Origin of the sequence: Agarivorans sp. (assembly GCF_050295395.1) — a bacterium.
GTDB lineage: Bacteria > Pseudomonadota > Gammaproteobacteria > Enterobacterales > Celerinatantimonadaceae > Agarivorans.
In genome coordinates this window covers 1-21,784 of the sequence record NZ_JBNKPP010000037.1, presented here as the reverse complement: position 1 = coordinate 21,784, position 21,784 = coordinate 1, and the positions used below count along the sequence as shown (strand labels likewise).

21 protein-coding genes are annotated in these 21,784 nt (G+C 48.7%); 9 read left to right on the top strand and 12 right to left on the bottom strand.

Annotated elements, in window-relative coordinates:
• The first annotated feature begins 45 nt into the window (after positions 1–45).
• Together ACQY6Q_RS02435 and ACQY6Q_RS02430 are read left to right on the top strand one after the other, a co-directional pair.
• A complete protein-coding gene (locus tag ACQY6Q_RS02435) occupies positions 46–318 on the top strand; it encodes a DUF1778 domain-containing protein (protein ID WP_427977451.1) in 273 nt (90 codons plus the stop codon).
• Entirely contained in the window at positions 315–812 is a 498-nt protein-coding gene (locus ACQY6Q_RS02430; protein WP_427977448.1) for a GNAT family N-acetyltransferase, read from the top strand. Before ACQY6Q_RS02435 ends, ACQY6Q_RS02430 begins: the two co-directional genes overlap by 4 nt.
• Positions 813–900: 88 nt before the next feature.
• On the opposite strand, the gene ACQY6Q_RS02425 is transcribed toward ACQY6Q_RS02430, so the two are convergent.
• The 12 genes from ACQY6Q_RS02425 to ACQY6Q_RS02370 all read right to left on the bottom strand — a co-directional run bounded on the left by ACQY6Q_RS02425 (position 901) and on the right by ACQY6Q_RS02370 (position 11,986).
• On the bottom strand, positions 901–1,365 hold the full coding sequence (locus ACQY6Q_RS02425; RefSeq protein ID WP_427977446.1) for a GNAT family N-acetyltransferase: 465 nt from the start codon (positions 1,363–1,365) through the stop codon (positions 901–903).
• Between the two features lie 144 nt (positions 1,366–1,509).
• Positions 1,510–2,205 (bottom strand): hypothetical protein, encoded by a 696-nt coding sequence (locus tag ACQY6Q_RS02420; RefSeq protein WP_427977443.1) that lies wholly within the window; start codon positions 2,203–2,205, stop codon positions 1,510–1,512.
• A 1,158-nt stretch (positions 2,206–3,363) separates the two neighbouring features.
• Complete coding sequence (locus ACQY6Q_RS02415; protein ID WP_427977441.1) at positions 3,364–5,307, bottom strand: methyl-accepting chemotaxis protein; 1,944 nt, start codon at positions 5,305–5,307, stop codon at positions 3,364–3,366.
• A complete protein-coding gene (locus ACQY6Q_RS02410) occupies positions 5,304–6,221 on the bottom strand; it encodes a hypothetical protein (protein ID WP_427977438.1) in 918 nt (305 codons plus the stop codon). The genes ACQY6Q_RS02415 and ACQY6Q_RS02410 overlap by 4 nt, the downstream gene beginning before the upstream one ends.
• A gap of 162 nt (positions 6,222–6,383) precedes the next feature.
• A complete protein-coding gene (locus tag ACQY6Q_RS02405; RefSeq protein WP_427977436.1) occupies positions 6,384–7,172 on the bottom strand; it encodes a TatD family hydrolase in 789 nt (262 codons plus the stop codon).
• A 7-nt stretch (positions 7,173–7,179) separates the two neighbouring features.
• Positions 7,180–7,932: a twin-arginine translocase subunit TatC gene (gene tatC, locus ACQY6Q_RS02400; RefSeq protein WP_427977433.1), complete on the bottom strand. Its 753-nt coding sequence runs from the start codon at positions 7,930–7,932 to the stop codon at positions 7,180–7,182.
• Positions 7,929–8,300, bottom strand: a complete 372-nt coding sequence (gene tatB / locus ACQY6Q_RS02395) for a Sec-independent protein translocase protein TatB (protein WP_427977431.1) — start codon at positions 8,298–8,300, stop codon at positions 7,929–7,931. Before tatB ends, tatC begins: the two co-directional genes overlap by 4 nt.
• Positions 8,301–8,302: 2 nt before the next feature.
• Positions 8,303–8,545: a Sec-independent protein translocase subunit TatA gene (gene tatA / locus ACQY6Q_RS02390; protein ID WP_427977428.1), complete on the bottom strand. Its 243-nt coding sequence runs from the start codon at positions 8,543–8,545 to the stop codon at positions 8,303–8,305.
• 44 nt (positions 8,546–8,589) lie between these two features.
• A complete protein-coding gene (gene ubiB, locus ACQY6Q_RS02385) occupies positions 8,590–10,218 on the bottom strand; it encodes a ubiquinone biosynthesis regulatory protein kinase UbiB (RefSeq protein WP_427977426.1) in 1,629 nt (542 codons plus the stop codon).
• Positions 10,215–10,814, bottom strand: coding sequence for a ubiquinone biosynthesis accessory factor UbiJ (locus ACQY6Q_RS02380; protein WP_427977424.1), 600 nt, complete (start codon positions 10,812–10,814; stop codon positions 10,215–10,217). The genes ubiB and ACQY6Q_RS02380 overlap by 4 nt, the downstream gene beginning before the upstream one ends.
• Positions 10,815–10,823: 9 nt before the next feature.
• Entirely contained in the window at positions 10,824–11,576 is a 753-nt protein-coding gene (ubiE, locus tag ACQY6Q_RS02375; RefSeq protein ID WP_427977421.1) for a bifunctional demethylmenaquinone methyltransferase/2-methoxy-6-polyprenyl-1,4-benzoquinol methylase UbiE, read from the bottom strand.
• A gap of 137 nt (positions 11,577–11,713) precedes the next feature.
• The gene (locus ACQY6Q_RS02370) at positions 11,714–11,986 is read right to left on the bottom strand and encodes a hypothetical protein (RefSeq protein WP_427977418.1); all 273 of its coding nucleotides are present in this window, start codon (positions 11,984–11,986) and stop codon (positions 11,714–11,716) included.
• Between the two features lie 420 nt (positions 11,987–12,406).
• On the opposite strand from ACQY6Q_RS02370, the gene ACQY6Q_RS02365 reads away from it, so the two are divergent.
• From ACQY6Q_RS02365 to ACQY6Q_RS02335, 7 genes are all read left to right on the top strand, one after another.
• Positions 12,407–12,841 (top strand): hypothetical protein, encoded by a 435-nt coding sequence (locus tag ACQY6Q_RS02365; protein ID WP_427977415.1) that lies wholly within the window; start codon positions 12,407–12,409, stop codon positions 12,839–12,841.
• A gap of 178 nt (positions 12,842–13,019) precedes the next feature.
• On the top strand, positions 13,020–13,760 hold the full coding sequence (locus ACQY6Q_RS02360) for a GntR family transcriptional regulator (RefSeq protein WP_427977413.1): 741 nt from the start codon (positions 13,020–13,022) through the stop codon (positions 13,758–13,760).
• Positions 13,761–13,762: 2 nt separating this feature from the next.
• Complete coding sequence (prpB, locus tag ACQY6Q_RS02355; RefSeq protein ID WP_427977410.1) at positions 13,763–14,644, top strand: methylisocitrate lyase; 882 nt, start codon at positions 13,763–13,765, stop codon at positions 14,642–14,644.
• 143 nt (positions 14,645–14,787) lie between these two features.
• Positions 14,788–15,915: a bifunctional 2-methylcitrate synthase/citrate synthase gene (gene prpC / locus ACQY6Q_RS02350; protein WP_427977407.1), complete on the top strand. Its 1,128-nt coding sequence runs from the start codon at positions 14,788–14,790 to the stop codon at positions 15,913–15,915.
• Positions 15,916–15,974: 59 nt separating this feature from the next.
• Entirely contained in the window at positions 15,975–18,569 is a 2,595-nt protein-coding gene (gene acnD, locus ACQY6Q_RS02345) for a Fe/S-dependent 2-methylisocitrate dehydratase AcnD (protein ID WP_427977405.1), read from the top strand.
• A 10-nt stretch (positions 18,570–18,579) separates the two neighbouring features.
• On the top strand, positions 18,580–19,758 hold the full coding sequence (prpF, locus tag ACQY6Q_RS02340) for a 2-methylaconitate cis-trans isomerase PrpF (protein WP_427977403.1): 1,179 nt from the start codon (positions 18,580–18,582) through the stop codon (positions 19,756–19,758).
• An 80-nt stretch (positions 19,759–19,838) separates the two neighbouring features.
• Positions 19,839–21,725 carry a propionyl-CoA synthetase gene (locus ACQY6Q_RS02335; RefSeq protein WP_427977400.1) on the top strand — a complete coding sequence of 629 codons (1,887 nt, stop codon included), beginning with the start codon at positions 19,839–19,841 and terminating at the stop codon, positions 21,723–21,725.
• The last annotated feature ends 59 nt before the right edge of the window (positions 21,726–21,784 follow it).

The following is a 21,784-nucleotide window of genomic DNA, read 5'->3' as shown; positions in this document are numbered from 1 at the left end:
ACCATAATCACCATGTGCCACTTTGACACGACTGGAGATATTATTATGGCGACTACCTTGCCTCGCATCACCGCTAGAGTTGATGTTGATACACAAGATTTACTGACAAAGGCTGCCGCAATTGCTGGCATGTCGAGCATTAACTCATTTGTGCTAAATGCTGCCATTGAAAAAGCGAAACAAGTCATTGAACGTGAGCAGGCTTTAAAACTGAGCCAAGCTGACACTATGTTACTAATGGAAGCTTTAGACCGCCCAGCAACACCGAACACAAAACTTAAAGCCGCTGCTGAACGCTACGAGAATAAAGCCCAATAATGAAAACGGTACTTCTAGATAAAGCGAAACACGATAGAAACCGATTCAACTGTGGTATTCAGTCTCTCAATAATTACTTAAAAATAATGGCGGGCCAGCAAGCAAAGAAAGACAACACCAGAACCTTTGTTCTAGAAGATGATAACGACAACTCACATATCATCGGCTTTTACACCCTCACAATGGCCCCCATTGACTTAAAAACATTGCCCGATAAGTTGCAAAAGAAGCACCAACCATCAACGTCAGGAGGGTTGATCGCTCGTTTGGCTGTGGATGAACGATATAAAGGAAAAGGTTTTGGCGAGTGGTTGCTTATTGACGCGCTTCACAAGTTATTAGCAGCCAGTGATAGCGTCGCATTCCCCGTGGTTATTGTTGATGCCAAAGACGGCGCAATAGATTTTTATGAACGCTATGGCTTTCAAGCATTTCAAGATACTAAAAATAAGCTGTTTATTACCATTGCGGATGTTAGAGCGAGTTTTAAGTAACGCTTAGCTTAGCGGTGAGCGACGAAGGAATAAATCCTAGGCCCGTCGCGAAGCGGTAAATTTAAGTACGTACTGCTTCAGCGTTTTGTTACAAATCTTTAGAATATAGGTGAACGTAATCATAGTGGCTGTCAGTTCCCTTATCTTCCCAACCATGCTTTTCATAGTATTGCCTGGCCCTGATGTTTTGTGGTGTAACCCTAAGTGTTGCAGTTTGGCAATCATGTGAGCGCAGAATATCTACAACATGCTCGTGAAGATTTGACGAATAACCTTGCCCCCTAAATTCGGGGCGTAGATAAAACAAATTAACATGGCCATGGCGTTCTCTATAAGCGAACTCAAGCTGCCCAATCAATTCGTCTCGCAACCAAATATGCCAAAGCCCGTCAGGAAATAGCTCAGCATGCTTTTTCAAAGAATCACGGTACAAATCCTCATTCCAGTATTGCATCCATTCATCCGAATTAGGAAAGCTGGCGGCATAGGAATCTTTTCGAAACTCTATACATTTATCAATATTATCTATGTTTATTTTCGTATATCTGAGCATATGATTTGTAACGCCCCGTTAAGTAGTGAGCAACGCTACCACGACACTCAATCATTACACTGTAAACACAAAAGCCAATTCAAACCAAAACCGCCGAGCGTTGCGAATCCGTCTTAAAGCGTTTGTTAACAGTATGCTTTTACCTTACTCATCAACAATTACATGAATATCTATAGAGGAGCTAAGTATAGACTTTTTGCGTCGATATTCGTTGATAGCATGATTGCTATTGGTTTTATCTTTCGGAGGTACTGGTATCTCTGGTAATTCTTGAACCAAATATTTGCACTCTTTAGCGACTAAGTTGCGATCATCTAAGTCACAGATATTATCCATTAGCTTTGATAATTCATCTTGAACATCATCGATTTTTTCAACAATGTCGGAAGCAAGCATAGCGCCTTTTGCACCACTTTTAATCCTTTCTAGCTGATTCAATACCTTATGAACAGAGCCAATTATTCCAGTCCTAGCCTCAACCCGAATTACATCATGGTGTTTTGCTTTGGTTTGATACAAAGACTCCGATATGATTGCATCTGACAACCACTTTGAATCCGAATAGAGCAATTGAAGACCTTCTCTAAAGTCTTTGTATGAGCTAATGCCTTGTAGTAGAAGCATTAATGTACCAATAACCGTTACTCGTGTTTTAATCGACCCATCTTCAAACTCAATATTGATATCAAGCCCTTCAGATAAGAAAAACTCTGTACGACTTAACGCAAAAGCTCTTATGCTTTCTTTGAACGCTTCAAGCTGTTCTTCAGTTTCTATTCCCGCTGGCTCAACGTGAATATACGCCTGACTAAGAATGTTTTTATTTATGTAATCAGCCACGAAAATCCCTCAATACTGTTAACATTTTATTATTGCGACCTTGCAAGCTTAGCCGACCTTACAAGGTAGGAACGGACTTGTCTCGCCGAACCAGCAAGTATCAAGAAAATATTGAGCAATCATACAGTAAGCAGCCTAAAAAAATCAGGACCAGTTAGAGCCTACTGACTTTGGTAGTTAAGATTACGCTTGAAACAAGTTGGAGGCTTGGTTCTAAACAAAGCATCGCTTTGTAAGCTTGGACATAGGATTTAAGAAGATGCAGGCTGACTTCTCTTTATAAGCCCGCAATAAAGAGCTTTCGCCTACGGCGACGTCATTTTTCTTTTGCGAGAAAAGAAAAACGAAGCAAAAAGAAAGCTCGCCCCACATTATCTTCATCCTGCGCGGCTTGGTTCCAAGCGCGCCTGCGCAACTCGCTTCGCTCAAACAGTGCTCGGCTTGATCGCTTGTCATCGGCGCTGCTCGGCGATAATGAAGGGATTGAAAAGCACTGACGTTAAGTATTTGCCTATTTCAAAGTCATTATCGATCTTTAAACTAGCAAGACTTATGACGTTGCCCTCAGGGGTGGAATTATCCCAATAGATCAATACAAAAACCAATAATAACAACGAAGCCAACGGCCTAATAAAACAACCTCAGCAAACTCCTTTTCGGCAAAAAACCTTTCATACTCTCGATAGTCAAGATTGCGCATTTTTAACCCCATCATATCCGCCGAGTAACGCAAGTGAACAAGGGATCTAAGTTGAAGTCTGTTTGAGCGTAGCGAGTTACTTCAACGCCCTTGTGAATGCGGAACGCAGGATGAAGGAGATGCTTGGGTGGCCTTTCTTTTGTATACTTTTCTTTGGCCAGCAAAGAAAAGTATATCGCCGTCAGGGCGAAATCATCACTAACAACTCAATATAAAACCAAATGATAAAAACGAAGCTAACCCCCCTTACGACACGAGAGAGCCAAGTTTAAGGCACATACAACTCAACATCACTATCTAAGTCCATAGCATAACCCGCCGCGATACCTTCAACTTCGTTAGCTTTTACCTGCATTTCGCCGCTAATCCACACTACTTACCAGGGTTATACATGACTAATTCCCTTGGGGTAAGCGACTTGAATAATCTGGTTGGGTGGCTAGCGGCTTAGAGTGAGTTTATACCTTGAAATTGGCTATGCTGGCCTGAATTAGGCGGCTTAACTCTCCCACTTTGTGGGCTTGTTCGGCGGTGTGTTCGGTGCCTTGTAAACTACGTTGCGCCGCGGACTCAATGCCTTTCATCTCTGCTACCACCGTATCTGAAGTACTCAGCTGAGTATCGCAAGCACTGCTCACGTCATCCAATAACTGAGTAATATTACTCACCAAGTGGTGGGTTTGCTGAACCGACTGCTGCATTTCAGACATTAGCTCAAAACTGGCACTGGCCTGCTGCTTGCCTTGTTGCATTTGCGCTTCTGTTTTCTCTGCACCACTCACTAAATCCGCCATCATTTGCTCGATTTGCTCGGTGGAATCTTGGGTTTTCTTGGCTAAATTACGCACCTCATCGGCTACCACCGCAAAACCTCGGCCATGGTCGCCGGCTCGCGCTGCCTCAATAGCAGCATTCAAAGCTAATAAATTGGTTTGCTCGGCAATGCTGTTAATCACATCCAAAATTTTGCTGGCTTCTTGGCTGTTTTGCGCTAACTCTCGCATGTCTTCCGAAGCGCCATCCACCTGAGTCACCAAGTGCTCGATCTGTGAGGTAGCCGCTTGGGTTAACTGCCGCCCCTGTAAAGAGGCCTGGTCAATAGCCCCAGCAGACTGATCGGCGGTGCGTACATGCTCGGCGACACTGCTAAAGCCTTGAGCAAGCTGTCCCACGTGCTCACTTACCGTGGCCACTGCATGTTGCTGCTCTCCAACCTGTTGCTGTGAGTCTTGGGCTAAATCATTCAACTGCTGCGCAGCAAAGCTCAGCCGTTCCACATTCTGGTTAATGCTGCTAACGGTGGACTGCAACAAGTCGATAAATTGATTAAAGGCCAGCGCCAATTGAGCTATCTCGTCCTTGCCTTTAACACTTAAGCGCTGGGTTAGATCACCGTCTCCTTGCGCTATCGCCTGCATCGCTTGCACCATGGTCACCACTGGTTGACGAATTAAACGGGTGATTACCCAGCTCATCAACAAGGCAATAACAACAATGGAAAGGCCAAAAGCTAAGTTTGTCCAAGCGGTATTCTGCAAGTGTTGATTAATTTCTCGACTGGAAGAGCTTAATACCTGCCACTGGTTTTGCTGGCTAGAGGTAGCCGCCGTCACCACCTGTTCAGCGGCGGGTTCGAGCAAGTCATTCATCAGCCCTTGTTGCTGTTGCAGCAATTCAAATAGACGACTCGCGGCTTGGGTAAACAGTTCAAGCTGCTCGGCGACTTGATTAATCCACACTTGGTGAAACTCACGATTTAAGCCTGTTTGTAGATCAAGTAGGTCATTTTGTGCACCAAACAGTTGTAAGTAAAATTGATCCTTACTGCGGGGTTCGGCACGTTTTAGATGGCGCATCAGCGCTAAAGAAGCGGCCTGCACATGATTAGCTAAACTCACCGTTAATGCCGGTAAACTGCCCGCATTGGCAAGATCAAGCGTGGCATGAATATCGGCACTTTTAGCTAAAATTTGTGGCACATATTGGCCCAAAACGGCACTTTCTAAACGGCTTAACTCGGCTAAACTCGGTACTAGGTCATCAATAAAGTGTTGATCGAGGGCTTGGCTATTATCACTGATTTGCTGGGCGTTCTCGAAATACCTTAAATGGGAACTACTATTGAATTGTTTGGCCTGTTCAGCCAATTGACGATAGTTTTCTAACAATTGCGGCTCTTCAGTTTGTCGGTATTGTGCTTGCACCACCAAACGCTGTAGCGCATTTACCGACAGCGCCCCCGCCAAGCGGGCTCGCGGTTCGATAGTTTCTGAAAAATCGGCTGTTTGTTGTTCTACAGAGTTTAACGAGTGCTGCCCTCGCCACAACATAACAGCCAGCAATAGCACTATGCCCAGCGGGATTAAGGCGATTTTTTGGCTTAAGCTAAGTTTATCCATCATAAGGCTGGCTCCCCTAAGATCATTAGCAAACCGTTACGCAGTTTTAGCGCCTCAGCATAGGCTTGATTGGCATCACTAAACTGTAGCCCGCCGTCTACTTGGCTATCTTGCTCTAATTGTAATTTGGTTTTAAGTCGATGTAGTTCTGCTTTTAAAGTGACGCTTGAATCCACCACTTGATATGAACTGGAGTCCCCCACAGGTAGCCTGCCCGGCTCACTGGGTTCTACCTCTAACTGGCGCAACAAACGCTGAAATAGATACAGGCTTTGAAACAGCATGATGTTGACATCACTCATCTCACGCCCAGTAATGCCTGTTACGGAATGAAACTGCAGTGGTCGTTGGCTAGCCTTACTCACTAGCAATAAATCTTGTTCAATCTGCTGTAGGTTTCTGGCTAACACCTGTTGATCCTCGCGCTCCAGTAGCCCTTCTAGCAACAGCTCTATCACCACCAACTGCTGATACACATCATTTACCGACTTTCCTAAAGGTAATTCCGCCTGCACAGGCTGGTTGATGCCTAAGCCTTGCGCCACCGAAGCAAGCTGCTGTGATAACTGCTGCAAATAAGGCATAACATTACGCGGGCGCATGACTCGGTAGGGAATGTTAGCCACCTCACTAGGCTGTATACCATGTTGTGTTTGTAAATTGGCAGCCAACTGGTTTAGTTGTTGAGCCTTAAAAACTAAATGAATGGCTAGCTTGTCAGCAAAAATTGGAGCTTGCAGCGTTAAAGTAGCTTGTTGCTGGTGCTGGCGAATCGCTTGTAATTGTTGCTGAATCTCTTGGCTGGTTTGGTAAAGGTGGTTATTGTTGACTATTGCCGCCCAGCTAAAAGGGCTAAACAGCAGCATCAGCATTACCATCATAGTGGGGAAACGTTTAGTTAAGGCTTGCGTGTTCACAGTTAATTCTAATCCTTGAATAGGGTTTTAACCCTTGTTATATGCTTCGACTAGGCAGACTTAATATTATCTACCAAGCATAGGAAGCTTTTCAGAATAACGCCAAGCAAAAACCACGCCGTAAAATCGCGCAAAATGTCAAAAGAGTAGAATAAATCTCGATTAATAAGAGGGGAGTTGAAATAAACGGGCTGCGTTGTCGGCGACTTGCCGAGTTAAGTCTGTTAAAGGCTGCTGACGTAACTCGGCGACACGCTGGTAAATATGCCCTAAATAACAGGGTTCGTTACGCCGGCTCTTTGGTTTAGGCCGCAGATCGCGCGGTAATAGATAGGGTGCGTCGGTTTCTAACAGCAGTCGCTGAGATGGAATTTCTCGCACCCGCTGCTGTAAGTCTAGGCCACGGCGCTCGTCACACACCCAACCAGTAATGCCGATGTACAAATCCAGATCTAAACAGGCTTTCAGGGCTTGTTGGTCACTGGTAAAACAGTGCAGCACCGCACCAGGTAGCTTATCGCGCCAACGCTTCACTATGTCGATGAAGGCCTGATGAGCATCACGCTCGTGCATCACCACCGGCATATTCAGCTCGGCGGCTAAGGCCAGCTGAGCTTCAAAAATCGCCAGCTGCTGCGGCCGTGGGGAGAAGTCTCGATTAAAATCTAAACCGCATTCCCCTACTGCCACCACCTGCGTTTGGGCTAACAAGGGTTTTAGCTGGTTAATATCATCCACGCAAAGCGATTTAGCATTGTGAGGATGCACACCGGCGGTAGCGTAACAAAGCTTGGGCCACTGGGCGGCTAAGTCACACACTTGTTGACTCTCGGCTAAGTCACTGGCTAGCAGCAACATGCCGTTCACACCAGCCTCTTGGGCACGTTGCAACACCTTCTCACGGTCTTTATCAAACTGCGAGCTGGTCAGATTAAGGGCGATATCAAACATAGGGCGCTTAAGCTTCGCTGCTTTGTTGGTCGTCTTTGCTTACATAAAAACGCGCAAAAAACAGCCCTACCTCAAACAGCAACCACATAGGCAAGGCCAGCAGAGTTTGCGAAATCACATCGGGAGGGGTGAGTAACATGCCTACCACAAAGGCCCCAACAATCACATAAGGGCGTTTAGCCCGCAGCTGTTTAGCTGAGGTAGCCCCCGACCAGCAGAGTAATACCGTGGCAATCGGGATCTCAAAGGCCAGGCCAAAGGCAAAAAATAGCTTCAGCACAAAATCCAGATAGTTAGAAATATCGGTGGCTATGGTGACCCCTTCCGGCGCAACTGCGGTAAAGAAGGCAAAGGCCAGTGGAAATACCACAAAATAGGCAAAGGCCACTCCGGCGTAAAACAAAAACCCTGAACCAAATACCAATGGAATGAGCAATTTACGCTCATGTTGATACAAACCTGGTGCAATAAAGCCCCAAGCTTGTGCCAATAAGTAAGGCATGGCTAAAAAGATCGATGCTACTAGGGTTAATTTAATTGGGGTAAAAAACGGCGCCGCTACGTCGGTGGCAATCATGCTGGCATTTTCGGGTAGCACACTTAGCAAGGGCTCTGCTAAAGCCGAATAGATGTCGTTGGCAAAGTACACCAAACCCAGAAAAATCAGCAAGCAGGCCAATACACTGCGTAACAGTCGATTGCGCAACTCAACTAAATGTTCAATTAGCGGCTGCGCGCTGGCGTTAGCGTCTTCACTCATGATTTATCTTCTTGGCGGGTTTTAAGGTTGCTATCAACTTCATCAGATGCGGGCGCATCACTGACTGATGGCTTATCAGAATAAGGGCGATTAACCGAATCAGCACGCGCTTTTAAAGTCTCAAACGAGTCTTTCAAATCGCCATTAAGCGTTTCTAAACCCTGCTGTTCGGCCTTTTTTAAGTTACGATGAAGCTCGTCAAGTTCAAGCTCTTGCTTTAGTTCATCGGTGACCGATGATACCGAGCTCTTCACTTTTCGCACCACTGCCATCACGCTGCGAATAGCACCCGGCAAGCGCTCTGGCCCCAGTACCACCAAGCCCATTACCGAGATTAAAATGAGCTCCCAAAAACCGATATCAAACATGCTTAGCCTTGTTGGTCTTTGCTTTTAGTGTTTTCTTTCGCGTCTTCGCTTTGTTCTTTGTTTTGGGCTAATTGCTCGGGGCTAGACGGTTCATTTTTCTTAGCCTCTTCTTCACTCATGGCATTTTTGAAGCCCTTAACCGCAGAACCTAAATCACCGCCAATATTGCGCAATTTTTTAGTGCCAAATAACAACACCACAATGACCGCAACAATCAACAGCTGCCAAATACTAATTCCACCCATTTATTTTTCCTTTTTCCATTCAACGAGCCACTTGGCTCACACGACTATTTTAGTTGCCACCAGCTACTCAAACCAATGACTACGCTACTTAGCGCTAAGGCCAAGGCCACCAGCGGAAGACTGGGGTACAGTAAAGCTGCAGAAATTAAACTAGAGCCGGCTCCCAGTGCTAGCAGTAAACTCCGCTGGCGTTGTTTCTGTTGCAGCAAATATTGGGCCGTAAATTTCTGAAACTTCAGTTGTTGTTGCTTGGCCAACTGCAAATTATCATAAACCAACTCAGGCAAATGCGGCAGCGTTTCTAACCAGTAAGGCGCTTTTTCTTTCAAGGCTTTAAATACTGCCTCTGGCCCCACTTGCTTGCGCATCCAACGTTCTAGGAATGGTTTTGCGGTGGCCCATAAATCCAGCTCAGGATAAAGCTGTCGACCCAAGCCTTCAACATACAATAGCGTTTTTTGTAGCAACACAAGTTGTGGCTGCACTTCCATGTTGAAGCGTCGAGCAGTGTTAAATAAATTCAACAATACATGGCCAAAGGAAATCTCCGACAGCGGTTTGGCAAAAATTGGCTCACACACGGTACGAATGGCTGCTTCAAATTCTTCCACTTTGGTATCGGCGGGCACCCAACCACTGTCGATATGGAGCTGGGCCACTTTATGATAATCGCGATTAAAAAAGGCGAGAAAGTTTTCTGCCAAATAACGCTGATCTTCTTTGTTTAGAGTGCCGACGATGCCGCAATCGATACCAATATATTGAGGGTCTTCAGGGTGTTCACGCGAAACAAAGATATTGCCAGGATGCATGTCGGCATGGAAAAAGCTATCGCGAAAGACCTGAGTAAAAAACACCTCTACGCCACGCTCCGCCAATAATTTCATATTGGTATTCTGCGCCGTTAGCTCGTCGATATTGGCTACCGGAATACCGTAGATGCGCTCCATAACTAACAGGTTTTTACGACATAAATCGCTATAGACTTCTGGAATGTAAAGCTCTTTGGCATTCAAGAAATTGCGTCGTAACTGAATCGCATTGGAAGCCTCTCGCGCCAAATCCAATTCATCAACAATGGTTTTGCGGTATTCTTCTACCACTTCGCGAGGACGCAAGCGACGGCCGTCACTAAAGAAGCGAGCAAACCAGCCAGCTAAACGCTGCATCAAAGCAATGTCAGACAAAATGGTCTGCTCAATGCCCGGTCGAATTACCTTTAATACCACCTCTTGGCCATTCTCCTTCAAACGCGCGGTATGCACCTGAGCGATGGAAGCCGAAGCCAAGGGCTGCATGTCAAAGTCATCAAATAGGCTTTCCACCGGCTGCTCTAAGGCCAGTTCAATTTGTTGCTTGGCCAGCTCACCACTAAAGGGCGACACCTGATCTTGCAACAACGCTAGCTCATCGGCAATTTCTGGCGGCAGCAAATCCCGGCGGGTAGACATCATCTGACCGAATTTAATAAATACCGGCCCTAGCTCTTCCATGGCAAAACGTATTCTGGCACCAGCAGAGTCATCTTTATGCTGGTTGCGCCACCAAAAAACCAGCGAGCGTAACAACCGTAAAGGCCACGGCCATAAACGTTTAGGTAGCAGTTGGTCTATGCCATAACGGCATAGGGTGCGGTTAATCTGCCTGAATCGAGCAAACTCTTTGGGGGTCATTTACTCAAGCCCTCAATACGACGAGCTAACTGTTCACAGTCAGCCGCGAGGGTTTGTACCTGACGCTGCCAACTTTGGTATTCCACTTGCCCCACGGATAACTTCCATTCTTCGTTAGCTAATTCGGTCAATTTCACTGGTGCTTGGGCAAAGGCCTTGCTTAGGGCTTCAGCCAACATGCGGCTCTTTGACAACAGTTGATAAGCCGCCACATCACCAATTCGCTGCGACAGTTTTTCTTCTAAATCTGGCTCTAATTGCAAAAACAAATCGGCGAACTGCTGCGCCAATTTAATATCGCCTTCTAGCTGCAGCTTATCTTGCTTAATCAGGCTGAGAATACGATCGGCCTGCTTAAGCTCGGCCAAGGTAAATACATTCAAGCTTAAGCGGCAGTCTGGCTCGCCTTCATACTTGTTCAATACATCAAGTTGTTGCTCGCTCACCACAAAATAGCAGCAAGGCAGAGGTTGAATGGTAATCGCCAGCACCTTACCGGCTAATTGGCTGCGGCGCTGAGTGCTGCCCTCGTCCAAATTGAGCAGTTGATTGCTAAGCGCTTCTACGCCAGCAGAGAACAAAGATGATAGCGGCATAAGGGCCTCTTAAAACTTATAACCGCGATGCAGTGCTACCACGCCGCCAGTTAAGTTGTAGTATTCCACCCCTTCAAAGCCCGCTTGTTGCATCATCTCTTTTAAGGTTTCTTGGTCAGGGTGCATGCGAATAGATTCAGCTAAGTATTGATAGCTATCGGCATCGTTAGCAATCAATTTGCCCATTTTAGGCAATAAATGAAAAGAGTAAGCATCGTAAACCTTGCTCAAGACTTTGGTTTCTGGCTTAGAAAATTCCAATACCAGCAAGCGCCCACCAGGTTTAAGCACTCGATACATAGAACGCAATGCGGCATCTTTATCGGTCACATTACGCAGGCCAAAGCTAATGGTAATAGCGTCAAAGGTATCATCAGGAAATGGCAGCGCCTCGGCGTTGGCTTGCACATAACGCACATTACCAACAATGCCCTTGTCGCGCAGCTTGCCCCGACCCATTTTAAGCATGGAGTCGTTAATATCGGCCAGTACCACTTCGCCCGTGGGACCCACTATACGGGAAAACTTAGCGGTTAAATCACCGGTACCACCGGCCAGGTCTAAGACTTTTTGTCCTGGGCGAACGCCACTGCAATCAATCGTAAAGCGTTTCCACAAGCGATGAATACCACCTGACATCAGGTCATTCATTAGGTCATATTTACTGGCAACAGAATGGAATACTTCTGCCACTAAACCCACCTTTTCGTCACGGTTTACTGTCTTATAACCAAAATGGGTGGTGTCTTGCTCAACGCTCATCTTTGCTTCCTACATTATGCGAACTGCCGCTAGTGTACTGTAGCTGAGAGAATGCTCCAAGGTTTGCACTAGATCTAGCCAATGATTTTTAACAAATCAGCGGCTTAAATTGAAAAGCGCCCCATAGGGCGCTTAATTCACGTATCGGCGGTCAAACCCGGAGCGGGATTTTTCCATGCTCTACGGTGTTGCTCATGGCTTGGTGTATCGACTACCACCTCATCCAGCTTGGCACGAATACGGCCATCGAGATCGACGCCAATGTCTTTGGCTATGTGGGCACTAATTCCCTCTATTCGCCAAGATTGCTGGCGTTGTTGTTTAAGCCAACGTTGGGTTTCTAAATGTTGTTGATAACGGGCTAACAGCCCAATGGTTAAACTTAGTAGACGAATTTTAAGTGACATCATGTCTCGTTCTCCTTGATAGAGAGCGAAGTGACACAGAGGGGAGAAATAAGTTAGCACAATCCTTCACTGCGACACTTCGCAGCTCGGATATAAATGGAAAGATCAATCCTTAACTGCGGCGTCCCTTGCTAGACATGCGATGTTTGAAAAAACAGGCGCGTACCAGCGTTGACATAGCTCGAAGCGAGCAAGTTGCTAAATAATGATATTTATTCATTGTCGGCCTCGTTCTAAGCAGTAAGTAATTGAAGTTATAAGCTAACCTGCTATTGACTAAATCACAAGCAAATGTTCACACTAAAAACACTCTTGGTTAGACCAGCAAGATAAGTATCTTAGTTTAATATGCCTTGGTTAGTAATTAGGCTCACTAGGTAGGCCTGCTTTGCTTCATGTAGTACAGTATCAGAGAGGTTATGTATGAATTCAGGCGGCCACGGCAGCTACCAAATTTTCAGTGAAGACGACTTTGTTTATGCTCGGCTTTACGACAGCTGGAATACCGTTACCACCCAGCAATATAGCCAACAACTCACTAACGTAGTTAATCAGTTCAAGCAACAGCCATGGTCTGCCATTTTTGATTTTCGTCGCTGGCAATTGATGACTCCAGAAAGCATTCCCATTATGCGAGAGCAAATCAACTGGGCGCTGCAACATAAACTAAGCCACTGTATTTATCTTGTTGAACAATCAGGTATTTTGCAGTTTCTAGTGCAGCGCGTTCATGCCGAGCTGGTACCACATCATTGTAAATTTGTGCAGCTCAATAGCATTTCGGCCTGCCAGCAACAGCTGGCAGACTGGCAAATAGCCTTACCAGAAAGCATCGCTCAGCAACTAAACGCCAACTAACGAATAGATTGTCGACAATCCCTCGCTTAAGGCGGTGTTTGTAAACAAAACCCGCCTTAAATGACGTTTTAGTGCCGATTAAACTAAAGTATTAGTACAAATTGTCGACAATTATTTGATCGCAGCGCAACATTCGATCTACACTCTGCAACAATTTAGTAACCAGTGTGTAATTGCAATGTCTCAAGCAGCGACTTTAAATGGCACCAGCGACAAGCAGAATCTGTTATCGCAAAACCTCAGCGATACCCTGATTGAAGCCATCGTTAGTGGCCAGATAGCCCAAGGCAAAAAAATATCAGAGCCAGAACTGGCTCGACACTATGGAGTAAGTCGCGGCCCGCTGCGCGAAGCCATCCTCAAGCTACAAGGCATGGGCTTAGTAGAACGCGTTCCCCATGTTGGTGCTCGAGTGGTGCAACTCAACCCGCAGCAACTGATCGACATTTACTCGGTGCGCGAAGCCCTAGAAGGCATGGCCTGTCGCTTAGCCGCCACCCAGCTAAGCAGTCAACAACTTAGCGAGTTGAAAAACCTACTGGAACATCACCAGCAGTATTTACAGCAGCATCAGGGCAAAGCCTACTTCGAGCAACACGGCGATTTTGACTTTCACTACTTGATAATCAAAGGCAGTAATAATCAGTATTTGGTGAACTTGCTCTGCGACGAGCTCTACCACCTGCTACGGATGTACCGCTATCAAGCCAGTAAACAGGTTTCTCGGCCCGAACGCGCCCTGCAAGAGCACTGGGCGATTTGGCAAGCCTTAGCCGACCGCGATGGTGAACTGGCCGAGTTACTGATGCGCCGCCATATTGCTCGCGCTCGCAAAGCCATTGAACAACAACACCAGCAAACCTTTCCCGACCAAAGCTTAGAAGCCAATGCTTCTACCAGACAACCCCAAGGAGTATAGCCATGAGCACACCTGCCTCACCCGGCGCGCGCTTTCGCCAAGCCGTGAAAACGCAGCATCCATTACAGATTGTTGGCACCATCAACCCCTATTGCGCAATGATGGCCAAACGCGAAGGCCATCAAGCCATTTATCTTTCCGGTGGCGGTATCGCCAATGCCTCATATGGCTTACCCGACTTGGGTATTACCACTATGAACGACGTATTAGAAGACGTACGTCGCATCACCGCAGCCTGTGACCTACCGCTATTGGTAGATATTGATGTCGGTTTTGGTGGCGCCTTTAACATTGCCCGCACCGTAAAAGAAATGATCCGCGCCGATGCCGCCGCGGTGCACATGGAAGACCAAGTGGCCCAAAAACGCTGCGGCCACCGTCCCAACAAAGCGATTGTGTCCAGCGATGAAATGGTAGATCGCATCAAGGCCGCGGTAGATGCGCGAGTCGATCCTGAATTTGTGGTCATGGCACGTACCGATGCGCTGCAAATTGAAGGCATGGGCGGTGCCATCGAACGTGCTTGCCAATACGTAGAAGCCGGTGCCGACATGATTTTCCCCGAAGCCATGTTGACCTTAGAACAGTACCAACAGTTTGCCGAAGCGGTAAAAGTACCGATCTTGGCCAACATTACTGAATTTGGCCAAACCCCCTTATTTAGTGGTGAAGAGTTAGCTGGCGTAGGCGTAGACATGGTGCTCTACCCGCTATCGGCCTTCCGCGCCATGAACCAAGCCGCGGTCAATGTATACCGCAGCCTACGTGAGCATGGCCACCAGCGAGAAGTGGTAGACAGCATGCAAACCCGTGCTCAGCTCTACGACTACTTGGGTTACCACGACTATGAGCAAAAGCTCGACCAGCTATTTAGCAAAAAATAATTAGCAAAAATAAACCCAACAACTACGTGAATGGGCTTAGCGAGCAGGCGAAGACTTAGCCGCCCAGCCCCATTAGCCAGCCAATATATGGCGCTGTATGCGCCTTGCTGGTTAAACCAAGCAATGAATGAAAGGAGAACATCATGGTACAAAAAGCTTTAGGAGGCGCAGGCTTACGCGGACAAAGTGCAGGCGAAACCAAATTATGCACCGTGGGTCAAAGCGGCTCAGGTCTGACTTATTGTGGTTACGATATTAGCGAATTGGCCGAACATGCCAGCTTCGAAGAAGTGGCTTACCTGTTATTCAACGGTGAACTCCCCAATTGCGAGCAATTAGCCGCTTATCACGACACCTTACACAACCTGCGTGAACTACCAGACTCACTCAAGAAAGTACTGGAACTGATCCCCGCCGACGCGCATCCCATGGATGTAATGCGCACTGGTGTATCAATGCTAGGCAACCTAGAAACTGAAGCCAATTTTGACCAGCAACAGCATCATACCGACCGCCTACTGGCGGCACTGCCTGGGATTATCTGTTACTGGTATCGCTTCAGCCAAACCGGCGAGCGCATTTCTACTCAAAGTTCGGCTAAATCTATCGCCGGACACTTCTTACAGTTACTGCACGGCAAGGCACCCGAACCTTTACACGAGCAGGTGATGCAATGTTCATTAATTCTCTACGCTGAGCATGAGTTTAACGCCTCAACCTTTACCGGCCGGGTGATTGCCTCAACCTTATCCGACATTCATTCTGCGGTAGCCGGTGCAATTGGTGCACTGCGCGGCCCCTTGCATGGCGGAGCCAACGAAGCCGCCATGGCGATGATTGAAAACTGGACCAGCCCAGAACAAGCTGAGCAGGAAATCATGGGTATGCTGGCCCGCAAAGATAAAATCATGGGTTTTGGCCATGCCATCTATCGTACCAGCGATCCACGAAATGCCTTAATCAAGGCCTGGTCGAAGAAACTCAGCGAAGCCAGCGTCGACCAGCACCTGTTTGCGGTCTCAGAGCGAGTGGAAGAAGTGATGTGGCGCGAGAAAGAACTGTTCTGTAACGCCGATTTTTTCCATGCCAGCGCCTATCATTTCATGGGCATTCCCACCCCACTGTTTACCCCGATTTTTGTTTGTTCACGGGTTAGTGGTTGGGCCGCTCATATTATGGAGCAGCGGGCCAATAACCGCATTATTCGTCCTAGCGCCGACTATACTGGCAGCGAGCCTCGTGCTTACGTGCCCTTAGCCCAACGCGCTTAGTCGCCCGGTCAGTGGAGCTAGAGCTCCACTGAATTGTTCCTTTAGCTGTGGAAACACTTATGAATACCGATTACCGCAAACCTTTAGCTAATAGCCAATTAGACTATTTTGATACCCGCGCAGCGATTGAAGACATCCAAGCCGGCGCCTACGCAGGCCTGCCCTATACTTCTCGAGTTCTGGCCGAAAACCTAGTACGGCGCTGCCCACCAGAGCAGCTCACTGCCGCCCTAAGCCAAATAATTCAACGCAAACGCGACTTAGACTTCCCTTGGTACCCAGCACGCGTGGTGTGCCACGATATTTTGGGACAAACGGCTCTGGTAGATTTGGCGGGTTTACGTGACGCGATTGCCGAAAAAGGCGGCGATCCGGCCAAGGTAAACCCCGTGGTACCCACTCAGTTGATTGTTGACCATTCCTTAGCGGTGGAACACGCCGGTTATGAAAAAGATGCCTTTGCCAAAAACCGCGCCATTGAAGACCGCCGTAACGACGACCGCTTTCACTTTATCAACTGGTGTAAAACCGCCTTTGAAAACGTTGATGTTATTCCCCCTGGCAACGGAATCATGCACCAAATCAACCTGGAGAAAATGTCGCCGGTGATTCAAGCGCGTGACGGTGTGGCCTTTCCCGACACCCTAGTAGGTACCGACAGCCATACTCCGCATGTGGATGCGCTGGGTGTCATCGCCGTGGGCGTAGGTGGTTTGGAAGCCGAAAACGTAATGCTAGGGCGCGCTTCCTACATGCGCCTGCCAGATATTATTGGCGTAGAGCTGACCGGACAACGCCAAAGCGGCATTACCGCCACCGACATCGTACTGGCCCTCACCGAGTTTTTACGGGAGCAGCGTGTAGTATCTAGCTACCTAGAGTTTTATGGGGAAGGTGCCGCACAGCTCACCCTAGGTGACCGCGCTACCATTTCTAATATGACGCCGGAATTTGGCGCTACCGCGGCGATGTTCTACATCGATGATAAAACCATCGACTACCTTAAACTGACCGGCCGCGAAGCCGAACAAGTGGCGCTGGTGGAAAACTACGCCAAAACCACGGGTTTATGGGCTGACCAACTCAGCGAAGCGCAATATGAGCGCGTGCTGCGCTTCGATTTGTCGACGGTGGGTCGTAACATTGCCGGGCCATCCAACCCGCATCGCCGCGTGGCCACTAGCGAATTAGCCAGCCACGGCATTGCCGCGCCAGTCCCCACGCAAGAAGGGTTAATGCCGGATGGCGCCTGTATTATTGCCGCCATCACCAGCTGTACCAATACCTCTAACCCGCGCAACGTGATTGCCGCCGGTTTACTGGCACGCAACGCCAACAAACTGGGGTTGAGCCGCAAACCCTGGGTGAAAACCTCCTTGGCTCCCGGCTCTAAGGCGGTACAACTGTACCTAGAAGAAGCCCAGTTATTACCCGAGTTAGAGCAGTTAGGTTTTGGTATCGTGGCTTTTGCCTGTACCACCTGTAATGGTATGAGCGGGGCTTTAGACCCTAAAATTCAACAAGAGATTATCGACCGCGACTTATATGCAACGGCGGTATTGTCCGGTAACCGTAACTTCGACGGGCGCATTCATCCCTATGCCAAACAAGCCTTCTTGGCCTCTCCACCACTGGTGGTAGCCTACGCGATTGCCGGCACCATTCGCTTCGACATCGAGAAAGATGCACTTGGCCACGATAGCCAAGGCCAGCCGATTACCCTAAAAGACATTTGGCCCAGCGATGAAGAGATTGATGCGGTGCTCGAACAAAGTGTAAAACCCGAGCACTTCAAGCAAGTCTATGAGCCGATGTTTGATATTAAAGTGGATTACGGTAGCAGCAGTTCACCGCTGTATGAGTGGCGACCACAAAGCACCTATATTCGCCGCCCGCCATACTGGGAAGGGGCGCTAGCAGGACAACGCAGCTTACAAGGTATGCGACCTTTGGCGGTGTTGGGCGACAACATTACCACCGACCATCTATCGCCCTCCAATGCGATTATGCTAGACAGCGCCGCCGGTGCCTACCTAGCCAAGATGGGGCTACCCGAAGAAGATTTTAACTCTTATGCCACCCACCGTGGTGACCACTTAACTGCCCAACGCGCTACCTTTGCCAATCCCAAACTGTTTAACGAAATGGTGCTGGAAAACGGCCAAGTGAAACAAGGCTCGCTCACCCGCTTAGAGCCCGAAGGCTCAGTAATGCGAATGTGGGAAGCCATTGAGTGCTACATGCAGCGCCAACAGCCACTGATAATTATTGCCGGTGCCGACTACGGCCAAGGCTCGTCGCGCGACTGGGCAGCCAAGGGTGTCCGGCTGGCGGGGGTTGAAGTGATCGTGGCTGAAGGCTTTGAGCGCATCCATCGCACCAACCTAGTGGGCATGGGCGTATTGCCACTGCAGTTCACCGAAGGCAAGACTCGCCACAGCTATCACATTGATGGCAGCGAATGTTACGACGTAATTGGCACGCCTGCCCCCGGCGAGCGGCTCACACTGGTGATCACTCGTGCCAACGGCGAACGTATCGACTTACCGGTGATTTGTCGCTTGGATACAGCCGAAGAAGTCTCGGTTTACCAAGCCGGTGGCGTACTACAGCGCTTTGCTCAAGATTTTCTCGAAAATCAGCAGCCAGCTTAAGGAGCCGCAGATGAAGCCAGTAAAACAAATCCGCATTCCGGCCTGTTATATGCGTGGCGGTACCAGCAAGGGGTTGTTCTTCAAGCTAGAAGATCTGCCCAGCGCCGCTCAACAGCCCGGTGAAGCACGCGATAAGCTGCTGCTACGAGTCGTGGGCAGTCCCGACCCTTATGCCAAACAAATTGATGGCATGGGTGGCGCCAGCTCTAGCACCAGCAAAACCGTCATCCTTGCCAAAAGCCAACAGCGCGAGCACGACGTCGACTATTTATTTGGCCAAGTGGCTATTGATAAGGCCTTTGTCGACTGGAGTGGTAATTGCGGCAACCTAACCGCTGCCGTGGGCGCCTTCGCCATATACAGCGGCTTGGTGGATCCGGCCAGAATTCCGCACAATGGCTTTGCTAGTGTGCGTATTTGGCAAGCCAATATTAAAAAAACCATTATCGCCCATGTGCCAATGGTGGATGGCGAAGTACAAGAATGTGGCGACTTTGAGCTAGACGGCGTGACTTTTCCCGCCGCCGAAGTGCAAATTGAATTTGTCGACCCAGCCGATGGCGACGGAGCGCTATTCCCCACCGGACAACTCCTTGAGCAACTGGAAGTGCCAGAGCTGGGCAGCTTCACCGCTAGCATGATTAACGCCGGTATTCCCACCATCTTCCTCGATGCGGCGGAGCTTGGCTACCGCGGCACCGAGCTACAGGAAGAGATAAACAACGACCCTCAAGCGCTAGCCAAATTTGAAAAGATTCGCGCCTATGGCGCCTTAAAAATGGGGCTAATTGAGCAACTAGAACAGGCGGCGCAGCGCCAACATACGCCCAAAGTGGCTTTTGTCGCACGCTCGCAAGACTACTTAAGCTCTAGCGGTAAAGCGATTAAGGCTACCGACAACGACTTATGTGTTCGCGCCCTATCCATGGGTAAATTACACCACGCCATGATGGGCACCGCAGCCGTGGCAATTGCTACAGCGGCAGCCATTCCCGGCACCTTGGTTAACCAAGCAGCGGGCGGCGGCGAGCGTGAAGCCGTGCGCTTTGGCCACCCCTCGGGCAGCTTAAAAGTAGGAGCTCAGGCGCGTTATCAAAACAATCGTTGGCAAGTCGACAAGGTGAGTATGAGTCGCAGCGCCAGAATCTTAATGGAGGGTTGGGTTCGCGTACCCAGTGACAGCTTCTAAGTGAAGTCGCCATGGAGTTAACCCAACAAATACATCCGCCCCTTGCCAAGTAGTGTGTCGCTTAGGGACGAGGAGGAACTATGAGTTATCAGCAACAAGCACAATTTGCCCAGCAACAGCCCGAACAGTTTTGGTTAGAACAGGCCCAAAAACTGGCCTGGTATAGCCCACCGCAACAGGCTCTAAGTCAAGACCAACACGGTAACTACCGCTGGTTTAAAGGTGGCAGTTTAAACACCGCCTACTTAGCGCTAGATTACCATTGCGAAAGCGGTCGCGGCGAACAAACCGCACTGATTTACGACTCTCCGGTGGCCGGACAGCAGCAACAGTTCAGCTTTAATCAATTGCGTGATGAAGTCGCCAAAACGGCAGGTATGCTGGCTGAGCAAGGCGTCAGTAAAGGCGACCGAGTAGTATTATACATGCCGATGATTCCTCAAGCGGCCATCGCCATGCTGGCTTGTGCCAGACTCGGCGCAATTCATTCGGTGGTATTTGGTGGTTTTGCCGCGCAAGAATTAGCGGTGCGCATCAACGATGCCCAACCCAAGGTGATACTCACCGCCAGTTGCGGCTTAGAAGGCAGCAAGGTGATCAACTACTTACCCATGGTCACCCTCGCCCTAGAACAAAGTACCCAGATGAACACACCGGTGCTGGTGTGGCAGCGCCCACAACAAGCGGTGGGCTTTAACCAGCAATATTTGAACTGGCAAAGCCTGCAACAACAAGCGCAACCACATGACTGTGTGCCAGTAGATGCCACCGATCCGCTGTACATTCTGTATACCTCTGGCACCACTGGCAAACCCAAAGGTGTGGTACGGGATAACGGTGGTCACGCCGTGGCCATGCATTATTCGATGCAAACCGTTTATAACATGCAACCCGGCGAAGTATTTTGGGCCGCCTCCGATGTGGGCTGGGTAGTGGGCCATTCTTACATTGTATATGCCCCGTTAATTTACGGTTGCACCACCATTTTATATGAAGGTAAACCAGTGCGTACCCCCGATGCAGGAGCATTTTGGCGGGTCGCCAGCGAGCACAAGGTGAAGGTCTTATTCGCCGCCCCTACCGCCTTTCGTGCCATTAAAAAAGAAGATCCCGATGGCCTGCTAATTAAAGACTACAACCTTAGCCAACTGCGCGACATTTTCATGGCCGGTGAACGCCTCGATCCCCCCACTCTGGAGTGGACCATCAACAAAACCGATAAACCGGTGACCGACCACTGGTGGCAAACCGAAACCGGCTGGGCGATTGCCGGCAACCCGATAGGTTTAGAGCGGATGCCGGTTAAACCCGGTAGTGCCAGCAAACCTTTACCGGGTTATCAGGTGAGTATTTTGGATGAGATGGGTGACCCCTGCGAGCCAATGCAACAAGGTTTTATTGCCATCAAGCTGCCACTGCCTCCGGGTTGCTTACCCACGGTATGGGGTGACCAAGCACGCTTTGAATCGGCCTACTTAAAACAGTTCCCTGGTTATTATGTCTCGGGGGATGGCGGCTACATCGACCAAGACGGTTATCTGTTTGTTATGGGACGCATCGACGATGTAATTAACGTTGCCGGGCATCGCTTATCTACAGGCGAAATGGAAGAAGTAGTGGGAGCGCACCCTGCGGTAGCAGAGTGCGCGGTGATCGGCAGCCATGATGAACTAAAAGGCCAAGTGCCCTTTGGCTTAGTGGTATTAAAGGATGGTGTGCAGCAAAGCGAACAGGAAATATCTAAGGAATTGATCCAAAAAGTGCGCAACGAGATTGGCGCGATAGCCTGTTTTACTCAGGCAATTATCGTGCAACGCCTGCCAAAAACTCGCTCAGGAAAAATTCTTCGCCGCACCCTGCGCCAACTAGCCGATGGAGAAGACTATGCCATTCCTTCCACCATCGATGATCCGGCCAGCTTAAGTGAAATTGAAGAATTAATGCGTCAAGGTCGAACCATGATTTAAAGCCTTAAACTACAGTGAGTTAAATCAAAAAAGCAGCTCTAGGGCTGCTTTTTATTGGC

What these genes read in the sequence shown, in the direction of transcription:
- ACQY6Q_RS02435 (WP_427977451.1), top strand. Translation starts at nt 46, where the DNA reads ATGGCGACTACCTTGCCTCGCATCACCGCTAGAGTTGATGTTGATACA.
- ACQY6Q_RS02425 (WP_427977446.1), bottom strand. Translation starts at nt 1,365, where the DNA reads ATGCTCAGATATACGAAAATAAACATAGATAATATTGATAAATGTATA.
- ACQY6Q_RS02415 (WP_427977441.1), bottom strand. Translation starts at nt 5,307, where the DNA reads ATGATGGATAAACTTAGCTTAAGCCAAAAAATCGCCTTAATCCCGCTG.
- ACQY6Q_RS02405 (WP_427977436.1), bottom strand. Translation starts at nt 7,172, where the DNA reads ATGTTTGATATCGCCCTTAATCTGACCAGCTCGCAGTTTGATAAAGAC.
- tatC (WP_427977433.1), bottom strand. Translation starts at nt 7,932, where the DNA reads ATGAGTGAAGACGCTAACGCCAGCGCGCAGCCGCTAATTGAACATTTA.
- tatB (WP_427977431.1), bottom strand. Translation starts at nt 8,300, where the DNA reads ATGTTTGATATCGGTTTTTGGGAGCTCATTTTAATCTCGGTAATGGGC.
- tatA (WP_427977428.1), bottom strand. Translation starts at nt 8,545, where the DNA reads ATGGGTGGAATTAGTATTTGGCAGCTGTTGATTGTTGCGGTCATTGTG.
- ubiB (WP_427977426.1), bottom strand. Translation starts at nt 10,218, where the DNA reads ATGACCCCCAAAGAGTTTGCTCGATTCAGGCAGATTAACCGCACCCTA.
- ACQY6Q_RS02380 (WP_427977424.1), bottom strand. Translation starts at nt 10,814, where the DNA reads ATGCCGCTATCATCTTTGTTCTCTGCTGGCGTAGAAGCGCTTAGCAAT.
- ubiE (WP_427977421.1), bottom strand. Translation starts at nt 11,576, where the DNA reads ATGAGCGTTGAGCAAGACACCACCCATTTTGGTTATAAGACAGTAAAC.
- ACQY6Q_RS02370 (WP_427977418.1), bottom strand. Translation starts at nt 11,986, where the DNA reads ATGATGTCACTTAAAATTCGTCTACTAAGTTTAACCATTGGGCTGTTA.
- ACQY6Q_RS02365 (WP_427977415.1), top strand. Translation starts at nt 12,407, where the DNA reads ATGAATTCAGGCGGCCACGGCAGCTACCAAATTTTCAGTGAAGACGAC.
- ACQY6Q_RS02360 (WP_427977413.1), top strand. Translation starts at nt 13,020, where the DNA reads ATGTCTCAAGCAGCGACTTTAAATGGCACCAGCGACAAGCAGAATCTG.
- prpB (WP_427977410.1), top strand. Translation starts at nt 13,763, where the DNA reads ATGAGCACACCTGCCTCACCCGGCGCGCGCTTTCGCCAAGCCGTGAAA.
- prpC (WP_427977407.1), top strand. Translation starts at nt 14,788, where the DNA reads ATGGTACAAAAAGCTTTAGGAGGCGCAGGCTTACGCGGACAAAGTGCA.
- acnD (WP_427977405.1), top strand. Translation starts at nt 15,975, where the DNA reads ATGAATACCGATTACCGCAAACCTTTAGCTAATAGCCAATTAGACTAT.
- prpF (WP_427977403.1), top strand. Translation starts at nt 18,580, where the DNA reads ATGAAGCCAGTAAAACAAATCCGCATTCCGGCCTGTTATATGCGTGGC.
- ACQY6Q_RS02335 (WP_427977400.1), top strand. Translation starts at nt 19,839, where the DNA reads ATGAGTTATCAGCAACAAGCACAATTTGCCCAGCAACAGCCCGAACAG.